The sequence below is a fragment of the Parazoarcus communis genome, assembly GCF_003111665.1.
In the GTDB taxonomy this organism is placed as follows: Bacteria; Pseudomonadota; Gammaproteobacteria; order Burkholderiales; family Rhodocyclaceae; genus Parazoarcus; species Parazoarcus communis_B.
The window spans coordinates 1,872,758-1,888,401 of record NZ_CP022188.1 but is presented as its reverse complement, the minus strand read 5'-3'; the positions used below and the strand labels follow the sequence as shown (position 1 = coordinate 1,888,401).

Here is a 15,644-nt window from a genome sequence, read left to right as displayed (position 1 = left end):
ATGCACTCCTATTCGGCGAGCCCCCCGCGAGGATCTGACACGGGGGCAAGCATGGCGGACGACTTGATTCAGAATAGTCGACACCATGAGGAAGCAGGAGGCCGGCACGGCAATGGCCGGGAGCGGATTGCTGAAGGACCAGACGCTGGAAGCGTCACCCCTCCACCGTCCGCCCCCCGTTGCAATCGGGCACGCCTCAGCGTGTTTCGCTGAACAGTTCGCGACCGATCAGCATGCGGCGGATCTCGCTGGTGCCAGCACCGATCTCGTACAGCTTGGCGTCGCGCCACAGGCGGCCAACGGGATATTCGTTGGTGTAGCCCACGCCACCCAGGGTCTGGATCGCCTCGCCCGCCATCCACGTGGCTTTCTCGGCGGTGTAGAGGATGACGCCGGCGGCGTCCTTGCGCAGGGTGCGTGCATGGTCGGTGCGGTCGCAGGCCTGGCCCACGGCATAGGCGTAGGCGCGGCAGGCACTCCAGGTGGAGTAGAGATCGGCGACCTTGCCCTGCATGAGCTGGAATTCGCCGATCGGGGTATCAAACTGCTTGCGCTCGTGCAGATAGGGCACGACCGCATCCATGCACGCCGCCATGATGCCGAGCGGGCCGCCCGACAGCACGGCGCGCTCGTAGTCGAGGCCGGACATCAGCACATTGACGCCGCGGCCGATGTTGGCCTCACCGCCGAGCACGTTCTCGAGCGGAACTTCGACATCGTCGAAGAACAGCGGAAAGGTGTTGGAGCCGCGCATGCCGAGCTTGTCGAGGTGGGTGCCGTGGGAAAAGCCCTTCATGCCCTTCTCGATGATGAAGGCGGTAATGCCTTTCGGGCCGGCGTTGATATCGGTCTTGGCATACACCACCAGGGTGTCGGCATCGCCGCCGTTGGTGATCCACATCTTGCTGCCATTGAGCACGAAATGATCGCCCTTGCGATCGGCACGCAGCTTCATGCTCACCACGTCGGAGCCGGCATTGGGCTCGGACATCGCCAGTGCGCCGACGTGATCGCCCGAGATCAGCTTGGGCAGGTACTTCTGCCGCTGCGCCTCGGTGCCGTTGCGGCGGATCTGGTTGATGCACAGGTTGGAGTGCGCGCCGTAGGACAGGCCGACCGAAGCCGACGCGCGGGAGATCTCTTCCATGGCGATGATGTGGGCCAGGTAGCCCATGTCGGTGCCGCCGTACTCCTCGCTGACCGTCATGCCATGCACGCCGAGATCGCCCAGCTTCTTCCACAGATCGGCGGGGAACTCGTTCGCACGGTCGATCTCGGCCGCACGCGGCGCAATCTCGGCCGCACAGAAATCGCGCAAGGTGTCGCGCAGGGCTTCGATGGTTTCGCCGAGGTTGAAGTCGAGGCTCGGAATATGCATGGTTTGTCTCCTTCTCCGTTTATTCGCAGTCTGATGGCAGCTCGCGCCCGACGATGATCGGCGCCTCTGCCCGGTGATGAAATAAGGGTAGACCGAAGCGCTGCGCGACAACTGCCATCAAGGTTGCAAATCCTGCCAATAAGATTACGATTTTGAGCCATGAAGATCATCACGCCATCCTCTGCCGAGCTGACGCTCGGCCGCGCAGCAACGCCAATTGCTTTCATTCGTGCGATCGTGCTCGGATATCGCGCGAGAGGCATGGATCCGGCCAGGGCCTTGCAGCAGGCACAGATTCCGCCACAGGCCCTCGACGACCCGCAGGCGCGCGTGACGGCAGCACAGATGGAAGTGATGTCGGGCATCGCCATGCAGGAGCTCGACGACGAAGCCCTGGGCTGGTTTTCGCGCCGCCTGCCCTGGGGCAGCTACGGCATGCTGTGTCGCGCCTCGCTGACCTCGCCGACGCTCGAGGTGGCGCTCAAGCGCTGGTGCCGCCACCACCGCCTGCTGACCGACGACCTCACCCTCGAATTCAGCCAGCAGCGCAACATGGCCACCATCCGCATCGCCGAGGCGCGTGATTTCGGCGACATGCGCGAGTTCTGCCTCGTCAGCATCCTGCGCTACCTGCTCGGTTACGTCAGCTGGCTGATCGACTCGCGCATCGCGCTGAGCGAAACCAGCCTGCCCTTCGCCGCGCCGCCCCACGCCGACGCCTACCCTTACCTGTTCCCCGGCCCCCTGCGCTTCGACGCCGACGCCGCGAGCTTCGCCTTCGACGCCCGCTACCTGTCGCTGCCGCTGCGTCGCGACGAGCGCGCCCTGCAGACCATGCTGCAACGCGCGCTGCCACTCACGGTGCTGCAATACCGGCGTGACCGCCTGCTGGTGCATAGCGTCAGCCAGATTCTCAACACGAGCCCGGGCTTCGCGCACACGGCGGAAGACGTCGCCGCACAGCTCAACCTGTCGGTCCGGACCCTGCACCGGCAACTGAAGGAGGAAGGCATCTCGCTGCAACGCCTGAAGAACGAAGCCCGCCGCGAACGTGCGATCAAGCTGCTGCTGCAGACACGCAAGCCGGTGAAGCAGGTGGCGGCGGCCGTGGGCTTCGACAGCGAGAAGAGCTTCTCGCGCGCGTTTCGCGAGTGGACGGGCGTTCCGCCGGGGCAGTTCAGGGAAGGTGCCAGCGGGGTCTGAGGCCCGGCCGACGCCGCTTCAGCCTGCGTCGATCTCCGTCGTCGGCGCCGTCGCAAACGACACCCCGAGCCCGAGCAGGGTCGCTTTGCCGCGCACGGTGAGATCGGTCACGAAACGGAACTGCTGCCGCGCATCGACCGGATAGGCCTTGAGGCGATACCAGGTTCCCCACGGCTTCTCGCGCACAACCACGGCGATGGGCTGACCGAAATGCAGAAAGGCGCTGGAGAGCGCGACATCGGACAAGGCCTGCTGCACGGCAGCGGCATCGTGCTCGGGATTGAGATAGAAATCGGCAATGCACTGCAGTCGCGGGGCGCCGTCATTGGAATTGAAGATGGGCGTATTCCACAGCCGCGAATGCGGAATCGAGACCACGTCGTCGCTCGGCGTCACCACCTGAACCGTTCGCATGCCGACGTGCCGCACTTCGCCGTATATGCCATCGACCTTGATCCAGTCGCCGTTGCGGTAGGGCATTTCCCCCACCGCGACGACGCCGGCAATCAGGCTGCTGACGAGATCCTTCAGCGCAAAACCAATCGCCAGACCAACGGTACCGAGCAGCGCGACCATGTTCTGCACCGACGGACTGATCACCATGGGGACAATCATGATGAAGGCCGCGACGATGATCAGCAGGCGCAACACCGGCACCAGGGCCAGCACGAACAATCGCCGCCTGCCGTGCAGGCGGTTGCCGAGCCATGGCAGCGCGCGCTGCGAGCCGGCAATCAGCAGTGCTGCGATCAGGAGCACGGCGCCAACCTCGAGCGCCATCGTCCAGTCGGGCGGTCGGAAAATCTGTGCGATCGAGCTTTCGTCAGTCATGGAGGGTCAGAAGTCGTCAATCAGAAAACCCCGTCCGCGCAGCCAGCCACGCACGAGTTCGTAGCCCAGCGCGCTCACCCGCCAGCGGCCCTCACACTGTTCGACCAGGGTCAGTCGCTGCAGGCGCAGGACGATGGCAATGCAGTGGTGGCGCGGCAAGGGCAGCACGGCGGGCAGCACGGCATCGCTCAGCCCGTTGTGCAGCAGCAGCGCATGCAGGACGAGGGCCACGTCTTCGTTTGCTTCGAGCGGCAGCGCAAGCTCGGGCTGTGCAGCCGACACCCAGACCACTTCGGCTTCCGGATCGCCCTTCTTCTCCAACTCCTTCGAGTTGGCATCGCCCAGCTCTGCTGCCGGATCGGGCACCGCACGCAAGCGCTGTCGCCAATAGCGGCGTGCCGTGCCGACATTTCCCCGACAGTGCGCGGCAAGCTGCGCCACCTCATCACTGGCGGTATTGTCGTCCTCGCAGGGGACGGTCAGCATGTCGCGGCCACTGCGGGCGTTGCGAAACCGCAGGCGGCGCTCCCCCTCTGCGTCCACCAGTTGCGCAAACAGTCGTGACAAACGGGGGCCGTCGAAAGCCTGAAGCGTCAGCGCCATCGGCAAGGGAAGCGACGAAACCCGCTGCAGAAAAGTCCATGCCCAGCTGTCGCATCCCGCCAGCCCCGGCCCGGCGCGTCCGCTGACCATGTCCTCGAGCAGGCTGCGCGCCAGCGCAAGTCCGTTTGCGGTTCGCAGGAAGAAGCGCTCAAGACCGGTCAGCACCCATGGCTGGCCATCCGCAGGCCACGCCACCTGCCAGCGACCATCGTTCGCCAGCAGCGCTTCGCGTGACGGTGGTTCGATGATCTGCGCGTGATGGCGGGCTGCCCAGTCGGCAACGATCTCGGCATGGCCGCAGTGGGGCTGACCAACCAGGACCTGCACGCCGGAAATCGCGGCCCCAGCCTCCCCGCTCAGTGTCGCATCGAGCGCGTTCGACGCCTTGCGCCAGTCGATCTGGCCCACGAGGTGCTCGAGCTGCATCTCGGGCAGGGAGCGCAGTTCGTCCTCCTTCTTCACCGGCGCGGTGTCGTCGTGGTGGGCGCTGTGAAACAGGCGCAGGAACGATGACCAGGCAGCGGCCGCTGCGCTGCCGGCAGCCTGTTCGGGCTGCGCGTAGGCAGACAGCGGCACGAACTGCCACAGCTCGGGGGCTTGTTTTTCCGCTTCGGAGGAGACGCCTTCGCTCATGACGCTATTCTGGCGGAGAAGCCCGCGGATGTCGCATGTAAATCTCCGCTCCCGAAACGTTGCTCAGGCAGCGCTTTCGGGATCCAGCTTGTCCTGGGTCCGGAGCTCGAAATCGGATGCGTCGTGGCGCTCGTGCAGCTGATCCGACGGCTTGCCCCAGGTCCGGTTGACCTTGCGTCCGCGCTGGACAGCGGGACGCCCGAGGATTTCTTCGGCCCAGCGCCGCAGGTTCATGTAGCTTTCGACCTGCAGAAACTCGCCCGCGCCATAGGCTTCACCCAGCACCAGATTGCCGTACCAGGGCCATGTGGCAATGTCGGCGATGGAGTATTCGTCTCCGCCCAGATAGCGATGCGCGGCCAGCTCACGGTCGAGCACATCCATCTGGCGCTTCACCTCCATGGTGAAGCGGTTGATCGGGTATTCGAACTTCTCGGGCGCATAGGCGTAGAAATGCCCGAAGCCGCCGCCAAGGTAAGGCGCAGAACCCTGCAGCCAGAACAGCCAGTTCAGCACCTCTGTGCGCGCAGCCACATCCTTGGGCAGGAAATGGCCGAACTTCTCGGCCAGATAAAGGAGAATCGCACCGCTTTCAAACACACGACTGCCGGTATCGGCATCGAAGAGAGCCGGGATCTTCGAATTTGGATTGACCTCGACGAATCCGGTCGAAAACTGTTCGCCCTGCTCAATCCGGATCAGATGAGCATCATATTCCGCGCCGCGCTCACCCAGCGCCAGCAACTCCTCGAGCAGGATCGTGACCTTCTGCCCATTGGGCGTGCCCATCGAATACAGCTGCAGGGGATGCTTGCCGCGCGGCAGCGCGGCCTCGTGCGTAGCCCCGGCAATCGGTCGATTGATCTTGGCCCACTCCCCGCCATTCGCGGCATCCCAGGTCCAGACCGCTGGCGGTACGTATGTGGTCGCTTCAGACATGATTCAGAACCCCTTGTTGATCGTTGAAAACGCGCTCAATCCGGCATCCCGGCCAGCTGCGCCAGAATGCGCGTGTAGTTGTCGACGCCTTGCGCACCGGTCACAAGGTGGCGACGATTGAAGATCATTGCCGGCACGCCTCGAATGCCCTGGTTCAGCCAGCCACTTTCGGCCTCGCGCACATCGACGGCAAAGCGTTGATCGGCAAGAACCGCCAGCGCTTCGTCCCGCTCCAGCCCGACTTCCGCCGCCACATCCGCCAGCACGCCGTCATCAGACAGATTCCGCCGATCCCTGAAGTGTGCCGCAAAAAGCCCCAGTTTCAGCTCATGCATGCGCCCCTGCAGCCCGGCCCAATGCAGCAGTTGGTGCACGTTGAAGGTGTTGTGCATGCGCATGTCGTCGGAAAAGCGAAACTCGAAGCCAAGGCCTGCGCCAATTTCCGTCATCCGGACCCGGCTCTCCTCGGATTGTTCCGTGGTGGATCCGTACTTCTCGGCGACGTGTTCGCGCAGGTTCTGGCCCTCGGGCGGCATGGACGGGTTCAGTTCGAATGGATGCCAGTGAATCTCGTGCGCCGTTCCGGTCACCTCCAGCGCATTGGCCAGTTGCCGGTAACCGATGATGCACCAGGGGCAGACCACATCTGACACGATGTCGATCCGCAGCTTCTGAGTCGGAGTGGTCATGATTGGGTCTCTCACTTTCGCGCGGCCAGCGCCGCGCATCGTATTGGTCAGAAGCCTGCGGGCTCAGGCCGCCTTGCGCCACTCGAAGCGCTGAAACATGGCATCCACCGGCGTCTTCGCCAGGTGGTTGGTGTAGTTCGACATCACCTTCTGCGAGACGCCGAGCACCACCTCAAGAATCTGGCGCCGGGTGAAGCCTGCGTCCAGGAAGTCCTGCACCGCGCGCTCATCCACGTTGCCACGGTTGCGCACCACACTCAATGTGAAGGTCCGCAGCGCCTCCAGATGGGCATTGGGCAAGGGCGTTTCGTTGCGCAGCGCAGCGGTGATCGCATCGTCCACCTTCATGCCTTTGGCGATGCCGGTGTGGGCGGGCACGCAGTAGTGGCAGGCATGCTCCACGTTGATCGACTGCCACACCACGGTCAGCTCGTCGCTGTCAAAGCTGGAGTTCACGAAGAGTTCATGAACCGTCTGATAGGCCTCCAGCATCCCCGGCGCCTCCGCCATGACCGCGTGCAGACCCGGAATCATGCCGAAAGCCTTCTTCGATTTGGCGAGCAGCGGCTTGCTGGCTTCAGGTGCGGTGGCTTCGTCGTGAAGTTGAAAATCAGGCATGTGTAGCTCCTTGGTCAGCTCTTCGGGCAATCGCCCGTGACCGGTTGAGAACAGTGGATGTGTTGCAACGCGCCCCGCAAGGTCGGCGGCTGCACTTCGGTATCGATAGCGACTGTTTAGATCGATTGGTTTAAATTTAAGCCGTTTAAACCGATCGGTCAATACAATTTTTCAGCGCAAGCGTGGAGCGGTGGAAGGTGTCAGCGCAACAAGCGCTGAGCCTGATCGGCAATCGTCCTGAGCGAGGACTCGTCACACATGCCACGGCCAAGCACCCGGATGGCGACGATCATTCCCATTAGCCCTTTGGCCGTCGCCGCGGGATCGAGAGTTTCAGGGATTTTCTTGCGCGCCTGCGCGACTTCGATGCTACGTCGGAAGAAGGCTTCCATTTCTCGCAGCCCGTTGCGGACGATGCGGTTGACCTCTTCGCCTTGCGCGCCAAGATCGGAAGCCGTGTTGATCAGAAAGCAGCCCTTCTTCTCGGTGTCCGCAATGGTATCGGCGACGATGCCATCGAACAGCGCTGCGATGGCCTGCACCGGATCATCCATGGATTCGAGTTCGGCCAGCAGTGCCCTGCGGTTTTCCTTGTCGTACTTCTGCAGCGCCCTGATGAACAACTGCTCCTTGCCGCCAAAGGCGTTGTACAGGCTGCCGCGGGTAATGCCCGTCCCGGCGATGAGGTCGGCCATGGACGCGGGCTCAAAGCCCTTCTGCCAGAACACCTTCATCGCCTTGCCGACGGCTTCGTCTTCGTCGAACGACTTTTCCCAGGGCATCGCGTGCCACCTTGATCTGCTTTAACGACGCCCGATACTAGCATTTCTAAACCGAAAGGTTCAGACCATTGATCAAGGATTGCTGGCCATCGGAGGCGCCCGGACTCATGCCTTCCGGATTGTCAGACCTCGTGCGCTCGCGCCCCGCATCAAGCCCCAACACTGGCCCACCCGCAGCGACGAGCGCATAATGATTCGCTTATTTAAACAACCCGGAAGGAGCTCTCCATGCGACATCCACTGCTACGCGCCCTTGCTCCCGTGGTGCTGACCCTTTCTGCATCCCACGCCCTGGCGGACGAGTCTGCGTTGCTCGACGAGGCTCGCGGGGTGGCAAGCAGCATTCCACCAAAACTGATCGCCGTGCTGCAGGATGAGATTGCGAAGGGTGGCCCCGAGGGTGCAATCGGAGTCTGCCGCGACAAGGCGCCGCAGATGGCGAAGGCCGCATCGGAGAAAACCGGCTGGAATATCCGCCGTGTGAGTCTCAAGAACCGCAACCCGAAGGCGGTTCCCGACGCCTGGGAGCGCACGGCGCTGGAGGCCTTCGACCGCCGCGCTGCGGCCGGCGAAGCGCCGGCGACGCTGGAGAAGGGCGAAGTCGTCGTCGAGGGTGGGGTAAAGTCCTACCGCTACATGAAGGCCTTGCCTACGCAGGCGCTCTGCCTGTCCTGCCACGGCAGCGACACCGACATCGCCCCGGCGGTCAGGACGAAGCTGCAGGCGCTGTACCCCGACGACAAGGCCACCGGCTACACGGTGGGCGAGATTCGTGGCGCCATGACCATCCGCCGCCCGCTCTGAGCCTGACAGCCTGCACTAGCGCAGCAGTTCTGACGCCAGACTGCGGACCATGCGCTCGGTCTGCCCGAGGTAGGCGCGACCGAAGAGGTTGAGGTGGTTCAGCACGTGATAGAGGTTGTAGAGCGTTTTGCGCAGCGCGTAGCCTTCAGCCGGCGGCAAGGCTGCGCGGTAGGTGGCGTAGAAGGCGGTGGGAAAGCCGCCAAACAGTTCGCTCATCGCCAGGTCCGCGTCGCGGTCGCCGCGATAGACGGCGGGGTCGAAGATCACCGGCCGGCCGGCCGCATCCATGGCGGCATTGCCATTCCACAGGTCGCCATGGAGCAGGCTTGGGCGCGGGCAATAGTCCAGGAAGATGGCAGGCACACGCTCCAGCAACTGTTCAAGCGCCGGCCCGAGAGCCGCACCGTGCCCCGCCAAACGCGCCCGCTCCACTTGCGGCGCCAGCCGGCATCTGACGAAGAATTGTGCCCAGGTGTGGTGCGGAGTGTTCGCCTGAGGACTTGCGCCGATGAAATTGTCGTGCGACCAGCCGAAGTCCTCACCGATATCGAGATGCAGCTTCACCAGCGCCTCGGCAAAGCGGCGCCCGTCCTCCGCGTTCGAGAGCGGATGCAATTCGATGTATTCGAGCAGCAGGAAAGCCTCATCCGCCGTCGCACCGCACGCCAGGACCTGCGGCACCCGAAAGGCAGCATTACCGGCCAGCGCCGCCAGGCCATCGACCTCTGCATCGAACATCGGCAGTGCGCCCGCTTCGTTCAGCTTGAGACAGTAGTGCCGGTCATGCGCGCGCACCTCGAGCACACGATTGATGCAGCCGCCGCCCAGCGCCCGCGTCTCCGCGCCAGAAAAATCCAGCCCGCTCAGGACCTTGAGGGCCTGCGCCGTTTCGGCGTTCAGTTTCTGCACGTTTGACACCGGGAAGCCCCTCTCTCGAACAGCCGGCCGGAACCACGCCCTGTCGGCAGCATCATTGCGCACCCCGCTTCACGAACACGTAGTGCTTGCTGACCGCCTCCAGCACCTCGAACACGCCCTTGAACCCGGCCGGAATCACGCAGGCCTCGCCAGGACCGAACTCACGCGCCACCCCGCCCTCATCGGTGATGCGAATGCGCCCGCTCAGCACGTGGAAGAACTCGTCCGTGTCGTCGGCAAAGGCGATGCGCCAGGCACCGGGTTCGCAGGACCAGGCGCCGGCAGACACGCCGTCCTGTTCGTAATGATTCCAGGTCGTGCGCAAGGGATTGCCCTCGAGCAGACGCGCTGGACGCGGATGATCGAATTCGGCCGGCGCGGACGAGCCGGTGAAGGACGTCAGTGTCTTGTGCATGGTGGGTGGCGTGAAGTGGACGCCGCGCATTTTACCCGGCGTCCACGCCTCCGTCGCCCGCCCCGGCTTCCGGCTTGCCGGGGCTCCACGCCGAATCGGGCCGCCAGCTGTCCACCCATGCAGGAATCGCCTCCGGTGGCATCGGATGCGCGATGCCATAGCCTTGGGCAAGCACACAGCCCAGCTCAAGCAGTTTCGTTCCATGCGCCACGGTTTCGACCCCTTCGGCGATCACGTCGCGCTGGAAGGCCGCTGCCAGACCGACGACGCCCTCGACGATCGCCAGATCGTCGGCATCGTCAAGCATGTCCCGCACGAAGCTCTGGTCGATTTTCAGCAGGCCTGCAGGCAGGCGTCTCAGGTAGGTGAGCGAGGAATACCCGGTACCGAAGTCGTCCAGCGAAAACCTGACGCCCATCGCAAGGCAGGCGTGCATCAGCTCGCAGACCTGCTCCATGTCTTCGAGCGCATTGGTCTCTACGATCTCAAGCTCGAGCAGCTGCGGATCCACCTCCGGGTGGGCCGCAAGCAGCGCAGCAAGACGCACGACGAAATCGCCTTGCTGCAGCTGGCGCGCGCCGACGTTCACGCTGACCGGCAGGATCAGTCCGGTGGCACGCCATGCGTCCAGCTGGCTGAGCACTGTATCGATCACCCACTCGCCGACCTCGACGCTGATGACATGATCCTCGATCTGGGGCAGAAAACCGTCGGGCACCAGCAAGCCGCGAACCGGATGCTGCCACCGGATCAAGGCCTCCAGGCCAACCACCACCCCGGTCTTAAGGTTGACCTTGGGCTGATAGTGAAGCCGAAACTCTCCCCGCTCGAAGCCCTGCCGGACGGCCTGGCGGCTGGCGTGCAGGGATTTGAGCTCAGCGTCGTAATTGACGTCGAAAAAGTAGCAGCGATTCTTGCCGCCCTGCTTGGCCAGGTACATGGCCTGGTCGGCATGGCGCATCAGCACTTCGGCCTCAGCAGCATCCTGCGGGTACAGCGTGACCCCGATACTCGCGGAAACACGCAGCACGAGCCCATCGACGGTCACCGACTCTGCCACCCCCTGCAGCATGCGATCAAGCACGACTTCACCGTCCTCCCGTGTGTGAAGGTCGGTCAGCACTGCGACGAACTCGTCGCCGCCAATGCGCGCCAGCGTATCGCCGTCCCGCAACGCATCCTTCATGCGTTTGGCAAGGACGATCAGCAGCTTGTCGCCGACATTGTGGCCATGCGCGTCGTTGACCGGCTTGAAGCCATCCAGATCGAGATAGGCGACGGCAAGCGACAGCCCCCGCCGCTGACTCTGCGCCATCGCATGCTTCAACCGGTCCGCCAGCAACACGCGGTTCGGGAGCCCGGTCAGTGCATCGTAGTGCGCGATATGCTCAAGCTGCTTTTCGTGCGCCTTCATCAGGGTGATGTCGGTCAGCAGGGCGACGTAGTTCGTGATGCCGCCGCTGATGTCCCGCACCGAACTGATCGTGAGCATCGCCGCATAGTGTTCGCCGCTCTTCTTGTCGCTCCAGATCTCGCCATACCAGTGACCGCGTTCTCGCAGCATCCGCCACATGGCGGCGTGATAGTCAGGCGTCTGGCTGCCCGACCCGAGCAAGTCCGCGGGCTGGCCGATGAACTCTTCGCGCGCGTAACCGGTGATGTCGCAGAAGGTCTGGTTTGCATCGACGATCCTGCCCTCGGCATCGGTGATGAAGATGCCTTCGCGGGCATGGGTGAAGACACTGGCGGCCAGACGAAGACTGGCCTCGGCCTGCTTGTCCGCGGTCACGTCCTCGACACTCGACCAGATCAGCCGCTCCCCACCGCGCTCAAGCACCATGCTGGATACGCGCACCGGAATGCTGTGGCCATCACGGTGCCGGTAATCGACTTCGTAACGGCAGCATGACTCCATGACGCGAAGACGTTCCAGCTGACGGACTTCGTCGTCGGCCCGTTCCGGCTCGATGATGTCCCGATAATTGAGCGCTTTGGTTTCCGCAATCGTGCGCCCGAGAATGGCGGCAAACGCCGGGTTGACGTCGAGCAGCCGCCCGTCCCGGGAGCGCAGCGCCAGACCGATCGGCGTCGTCTCGAACAGCATGCGGTTGTAGTTCTTGCTGTCCTGCAGCTGCTTCTCGGTCTCCAGCCGCTTTCTCGCCATGCGCGAGAAACGCTCCTGCAGCCGGACCAGCTCAAGCGCGCCCTTGAACTGCGCGACATGTTGATGCTTGCCTGACTCCAGCGCCCCCGTCGACCGGGTCAACTGCTCGAGAGGCTGCAGAATGCTCACCCGCACGCCCCACATCGCCGTCACGAACATCAGCGCGACGAAGAACAGCAGCATCAGCGCGCCCTTGATCGCCTGCGATTCGATCGCTGCCATCTGTGCATCGAAAGGGATGCCGACGCCGACAAAGACCGGACTGCCGAAATCGCGATCGACCAGCCGCATGAGGGCGAAGATGCGCGTTATTCCGCTCCCGTCCTTGCTGACCGCGACCGTGTAGTTCGAGGTACTGTCAGCGTCCGGCGTCTGGATGTTCAGCTCGCCGAGCTTCAGCCCCAGGCGATCCCGGGCCTCGGGAAAATGCGCCACGATCCGGTTGTCCGCATCGGCAATATAGGCAATCGAGTTCTCCGGCAGCCGCGTCTCGGCCAGGCGCTCGCTCCACCACGAGAGCGAAATGACCGCAACCGCGGCACCCGCGATGCGGCCGTCGGCCGGCGCAAATACAGGGTAGGCAAAATTCACGCTGGTCACGCCCGCGGCCCGGTCGGTCTGAAACTCGCCGATCGAAAACGCCCCCTCGTCCAGCGCGCGCCGGATGTAAGCCCGGTCTGCAACATTGACCCGCGCCTCCAGCGGCAAGGCGTTGCACAACAGTTCGCCGTCCGCACCCGGTACGCCCAGGTTGACGTAACGCTCCGTCAGCCCCAGCACCTTGGTCAGAAACGCGCTGCATGCAGGGGATGTCGGCTGCTGGACTTCCGGAAACTGGGCCAAGCGCTCCAGGTAGCGCCGCGTCTCCTCGATCAGGCGAGCCTGATCACTCGCCAGGAGGCTGGCGGTATCGATCGCCTTCTGCTGGGCACTTTCGATCGCCTCGATGCGCCCATTCCATGCGTTGACAGCCAGCATCGCCACACCCGGAAGGGCTACGAGTAGAACCAGTGCAACCAGCCTGGCGCGCAGTGAATGCAGAAATTGACGCATAAGTTAGCTGAACACGATCTGCAAACGGGAAAGTGCATGCCGGCCAAAAAAAGACTTGCCTTGGAAGGGCATTCTACGCTCAGCTTGCACACAAACCGGCAGCGCCCTGTCGTACCCTCGCACGTTTCACGAGTACAGGAGTGTCTGCCTCATGAGCCAACGCACGGCGGTCGATCTGAACAAGTCCTACCTGCTGCTGAACCACGGCCCGGTCACGCTCGTCAGCAGCGCAGCAGGCGCGCGCCGGAACGTCATGGCCGCATCGTGGGCAATGCCGCTCGACTTCGACCCACCCAAAGTTGCAGTGGTGATAGACCGCAGCACCCTGACGCGAGAACTGGTCGAGGCCAGTGGCGAGTTCGTACTCAATATCCCATCCCTGAGGATCGCCGAGACCGTGCTGCGGGCGGGGTCGGTAAGCGGCCGCGAGGGTGACAAGCTCGCAGCGCTGAAGATCACGACGAGCCCGGCCTCTGCCGTCGGCGCCCCACTCGTTGAAGGCTGCCTCGGCTGGCTGGAGTGCAGGGTGATTCCCGAACCGGAAAATCAGCGCAAGTACGATCTGTTTGTGGCCGAAGTGGTGGCCGCCTGGGCAGATCCGACCGTATTCAGCAACGGCCGGTGGTCATTTCAGGAGGAAGGAAAACGCACCATCCACTATCGCGCCGGCGGGCACTTCTTTGCGACCGGCGACGGCTTCGAGGTGTGACCCGGCAGACTCAGAAGCCGCCCGTCTCCAGCCAGCGCTCGATCTGAGGCAAGCGGTCGACACCCCAGAAGCACTCGCCATCGATGACGACATACGGCGAGCCGAAGATCCCGCGCGCAAGCGCCGCCTCGCATTCGGTCTTCAGTCTGGCCTTGATGGCATCGGCTGAGACAGCAATGCCGAGTTCGTCACCCGCGACGCCGACAGATTCGGCCACCTGCTTCACCGTGTCGAGCGACGAGATATCGCGACCGTCAACAAAGAACGCGCGATATACCGCCAACGCAAAGCGTCGCGCCAGCGCCGAGTCGGTGTCCTGCAGATGGTAGAACGCACGTGCGGCATGCTGGGTTGCCACCGGAAAGGGCTCGGGCACCACGAATGGCAGCCCAAGATAGCGCGCGCTGCGGATGATGTCGTGCAGCGAGTACTCGCCCTTCATCGGCAAGCCGGTCAGCGGCGCGCCGCCAGTGACCTTGTACACGGCACCCAGCAAGTACGGATGCCAGGCCACCTCGCGACCGTATCTGGCTGCCAGCGCATCGATCTTCTCGGCCATGAAATAGCCGTAGGGCGAGGAAAAGTCGAACCAGAATTCGATCGGGTTTGCAGTACCGGACACGGCAGTCACTCCATCAAGAGCGGAAAAAATCCTGCGGATTCAGCGCCGGGAAGAGAGGGAGGGAAACCCGCCACCACAACCCGCAGGACCGGAAACACGGCTGACGATCAGCCGGCGAGCGCGCGACCGATCACCAGCTTCTGGATATCGCTCGCACCCTCATAGATCTGGCACACGCGGACATCGCGGTAGATGCGCTCAACCGGAAAATCGCTGACGTAGCCATAGCCGCCATGCACCTGAATCGCGTCTGAACAGACCTTCTCCGCCATCTCGGAAGCAAACAGCTTGGCCATCGACGCTTCCTTCAGACAGGGACGGCCGGCATCCTTGAGCGTGGCGGCATGCCACACCAGCTGGCGCGCAGCCTCAAGCTGGGTCGCCATGTCGGCAAGGCGGAAGTTGACCGCCTGATGCTCGAAGATCGGCTTGCCGAAGCTCTCGCGCTCCTGCGCATACTTGACCGCCGCCTCCAGCGCGGCACGCGCCATGCCCAGGCACTGCGCGGCGATGCCGATACGGCCTGCCTCGAGGTTGGACAGCGCGATCTTGTAGCCCTGACCTTCCTCACCGATCACCGAGTCGGCCGGAATGCGACAGTTCTCGAACAGGATCTGCGTGGTGTCGGAAGCCTTCTGGCCCATCTTCTCCTCGATGCGCCCCACCTGGTAGCCCGGCGCGTTGGCGGGAACGAGGAAACAGGTAATGCCCTTCTTGCCCGCCGCCTTGTCGGTGACTGCGAACACGATGGCCATGTCGGCATGCTTGCCGGAGGTGATGAACTGCTTGACCCCGTTCAACACCCACTCGTCGCCCTCACGCACCGCCGAGGTCCGGATGGCAGAAGCATCAGAGCCGACATGCGGCTCGGTCAGGCAGAAGCAGCCCAGCTTCTCGCCGCGGGCGAGCAACTTCAGCCAGGCCTCCTTCTGCGCGTCCGTACCGAAGCGGTTGAGGATGCCGCAGGGCAGCGAGTTCTGCACACTGACGATGGTCGAGGTCGCACCGTCGCCGGCGGCGATCTCTTCCAGGGCCAGCACCAGGCTCATGTAGTCCATGCCGGCACCACCCCACTCCTCGGGCACCACCATGCCCAGCGCGCCAAGCTCGGCGAGTTCCTTCAGCGCCTCGCGCGGGAAGGTGTGGTTGCGGTCCCAGTCGGCCGCAAAGGGGGCGAGGCGCTCCTGTGCAAAAGCACGGATGGAGTCGCGGATCATTTCCTGTTCAGCAGTCAGAATCATTGTCTTTTCCCACGGAAGGCGGAGGCCTTCTTCGTTCGTATG

General features: G+C 63.6%; 15 protein-coding genes. 3 read left to right on the top strand and 12 right to left on the bottom strand.

The window, feature by feature from the left end:
• Window positions 1–196: 196 nt before the first annotated feature.
• Window positions 197–1,378, bottom strand: a complete 1,182-nt coding sequence (locus CEW87_RS08580) for an isovaleryl-CoA dehydrogenase (protein ID WP_108972309.1) — start codon at window positions 1,376–1,378, stop codon at window positions 197–199.
• Window positions 1,379–1,537: 159 nt separating this feature from the next.
• Between CEW87_RS08580 and CEW87_RS08575 the strand changes: the two genes are divergently transcribed.
• Window positions 1,538–2,581: an AraC family transcriptional regulator gene (locus CEW87_RS08575; protein ID WP_108972308.1), complete on the top strand. Its 1,044-nt coding sequence runs from the start codon at window positions 1,538–1,540 to the stop codon at window positions 2,579–2,581.
• Between the two features lie 18 nt (window positions 2,582–2,599).
• Here CEW87_RS08575 and CEW87_RS08570 read toward each other — a convergent pair whose 3' ends face one another.
• The 6 genes from CEW87_RS08570 to CEW87_RS08545 form a co-directional block, all read right to left on the bottom strand.
• On the bottom strand, window positions 2,600–3,412 hold the full coding sequence (locus CEW87_RS08570; protein WP_108972307.1) for a mechanosensitive ion channel family protein: 813 nt from the start codon (window positions 3,410–3,412) through the stop codon (window positions 2,600–2,602).
• Window positions 3,413–3,418: 6 nt separating this feature from the next.
• Window positions 3,419–4,648 carry a hypothetical protein gene (locus tag CEW87_RS08565; protein ID WP_108972306.1) on the bottom strand — a complete coding sequence of 410 codons (1,230 nt, stop codon included), beginning with the start codon at window positions 4,646–4,648 and terminating at the stop codon, window positions 3,419–3,421.
• Window positions 4,649–4,711: 63 nt separating this feature from the next.
• The gene (yghU, locus tag CEW87_RS08560) at window positions 4,712–5,587 is read right to left on the bottom strand and encodes a glutathione-dependent disulfide-bond oxidoreductase (protein WP_108972305.1); all 876 of its coding nucleotides are present in this window, start codon (window positions 5,585–5,587) and stop codon (window positions 4,712–4,714) included.
• Window positions 5,588–5,622: 35 nt separating this feature from the next.
• Window positions 5,623–6,276: a DsbA family oxidoreductase gene (locus tag CEW87_RS08555; protein WP_108972304.1), complete on the bottom strand. Its 654-nt coding sequence runs from the start codon at window positions 6,274–6,276 to the stop codon at window positions 5,623–5,625.
• Window positions 6,277–6,339: 63 nt separating this feature from the next.
• Window positions 6,340–6,894, bottom strand: coding sequence for a carboxymuconolactone decarboxylase family protein (locus tag CEW87_RS08550; protein ID WP_108972303.1), 555 nt, complete (start codon window positions 6,892–6,894; stop codon window positions 6,340–6,342).
• A gap of 200 nt (window positions 6,895–7,094) precedes the next feature.
• Window positions 7,095–7,676 (bottom strand): TetR/AcrR family transcriptional regulator, encoded by a 582-nt coding sequence (locus tag CEW87_RS08545; protein ID WP_108972302.1) that lies wholly within the window; start codon window positions 7,674–7,676, stop codon window positions 7,095–7,097.
• Window positions 7,677–7,904: 228 nt separating this feature from the next.
• Here CEW87_RS08545 and CEW87_RS08540 point away from each other — a divergent pair, with 228 nt between their 5' ends.
• Entirely contained in the window at window positions 7,905–8,480 is a 576-nt protein-coding gene (locus CEW87_RS08540; protein WP_108972301.1) for a Tll0287-like domain-containing protein, read from the top strand.
• A gap of 15 nt (window positions 8,481–8,495) precedes the next feature.
• On the opposite strand, the gene CEW87_RS08535 is transcribed toward CEW87_RS08540, so the two are convergent.
• Genes CEW87_RS08535 through CEW87_RS08525 form a run of 3 tightly spaced genes read right to left on the bottom strand, consistent with a single transcriptional unit; the run spans window position 8,496 to window position 13,030 of the window.
• Window positions 8,496–9,398 carry a fructosamine kinase family protein gene (locus CEW87_RS08535; RefSeq protein WP_108977048.1) on the bottom strand — a complete coding sequence of 301 codons (903 nt, stop codon included), beginning with the start codon at window positions 9,396–9,398 and terminating at the stop codon, window positions 8,496–8,498.
• 52 nt (window positions 9,399–9,450) lie between these two features.
• The gene (locus CEW87_RS08530) at window positions 9,451–9,843 is read right to left on the bottom strand and encodes a cupin domain-containing protein (RefSeq protein ID WP_234421705.1); all 393 of its coding nucleotides are present in this window, start codon (window positions 9,841–9,843) and stop codon (window positions 9,451–9,453) included.
• 1 nt (window position 9,844) lies between these two features.
• Window positions 9,845–13,030 (bottom strand): EAL domain-containing protein, encoded by a 3,186-nt coding sequence (locus tag CEW87_RS08525; protein WP_108972300.1) that lies wholly within the window; start codon window positions 13,028–13,030, stop codon window positions 9,845–9,847.
• Window positions 13,031–13,181: 151 nt separating this feature from the next.
• Between CEW87_RS08525 and CEW87_RS08520 the strand changes: the two genes are divergently transcribed.
• A complete protein-coding gene (locus tag CEW87_RS08520) occupies window positions 13,182–13,739 on the top strand; it encodes a flavin reductase family protein (protein WP_108972299.1) in 558 nt (185 codons plus the stop codon).
• Window positions 13,740–13,749: 10 nt separating this feature from the next.
• On the opposite strand, the gene CEW87_RS08515 is transcribed toward CEW87_RS08520, so the two are convergent.
• The gene (locus tag CEW87_RS08515) at window positions 13,750–14,361 is read right to left on the bottom strand and encodes a 2-hydroxychromene-2-carboxylate isomerase (RefSeq protein ID WP_234421704.1); all 612 of its coding nucleotides are present in this window, start codon (window positions 14,359–14,361) and stop codon (window positions 13,750–13,752) included.
• Between the two features lie 107 nt (window positions 14,362–14,468).
• A complete protein-coding gene (locus CEW87_RS08510) occupies window positions 14,469–15,602 on the bottom strand; it encodes an acyl-CoA dehydrogenase (protein ID WP_108972298.1) in 1,134 nt (377 codons plus the stop codon).
• Between the last annotated feature and the right edge of the window lie 42 nt (window positions 15,603–15,644).

What these genes read in the sequence shown, in the direction of transcription:
- CEW87_RS08580 (WP_108972309.1), bottom strand. Translation starts at nt 1,378, where the DNA reads ATGCATATTCCGAGCCTCGACTTCAACCTCGGCGAAACCATCGAAGCC.
- CEW87_RS08575 (WP_108972308.1), top strand. Translation starts at nt 1,538, where the DNA reads ATGAAGATCATCACGCCATCCTCTGCCGAGCTGACGCTCGGCCGCGCA.
- CEW87_RS08570 (WP_108972307.1), bottom strand. Translation starts at nt 3,412, where the DNA reads ATGACTGACGAAAGCTCGATCGCACAGATTTTCCGACCGCCCGACTGG.
- CEW87_RS08565 (WP_108972306.1), bottom strand. Translation starts at nt 4,648, where the DNA reads ATGAGCGAAGGCGTCTCCTCCGAAGCGGAAAAACAAGCCCCCGAGCTG.
- yghU (WP_108972305.1), bottom strand. Translation starts at nt 5,587, where the DNA reads ATGTCTGAAGCGACCACATACGTACCGCCAGCGGTCTGGACCTGGGAT.
- CEW87_RS08555 (WP_108972304.1), bottom strand. Translation starts at nt 6,276, where the DNA reads ATGACCACTCCGACTCAGAAGCTGCGGATCGACATCGTGTCAGATGTG.
- CEW87_RS08550 (WP_108972303.1), bottom strand. Translation starts at nt 6,894, where the DNA reads ATGCCTGATTTTCAACTTCACGACGAAGCCACCGCACCTGAAGCCAGC.
- CEW87_RS08545 (WP_108972302.1), bottom strand. Translation starts at nt 7,676, where the DNA reads ATGCCCTGGGAAAAGTCGTTCGACGAAGACGAAGCCGTCGGCAAGGCG.
- CEW87_RS08540 (WP_108972301.1), top strand. Translation starts at nt 7,905, where the DNA reads ATGCGACATCCACTGCTACGCGCCCTTGCTCCCGTGGTGCTGACCCTT.
- CEW87_RS08530 (WP_234421705.1), bottom strand. Translation starts at nt 9,843, where the DNA reads ATGCGCGGCGTCCACTTCACGCCACCCACCATGCACAAGACACTGACG.
- CEW87_RS08525 (WP_108972300.1), bottom strand. Translation starts at nt 13,030, where the DNA reads ATGCGTCAATTTCTGCATTCACTGCGCGCCAGGCTGGTTGCACTGGTT.
- CEW87_RS08520 (WP_108972299.1), top strand. Translation starts at nt 13,182, where the DNA reads ATGAGCCAACGCACGGCGGTCGATCTGAACAAGTCCTACCTGCTGCTG.
- CEW87_RS08510 (WP_108972298.1), bottom strand. Translation starts at nt 15,602, where the DNA reads ATGATTCTGACTGCTGAACAGGAAATGATCCGCGACTCCATCCGTGCT.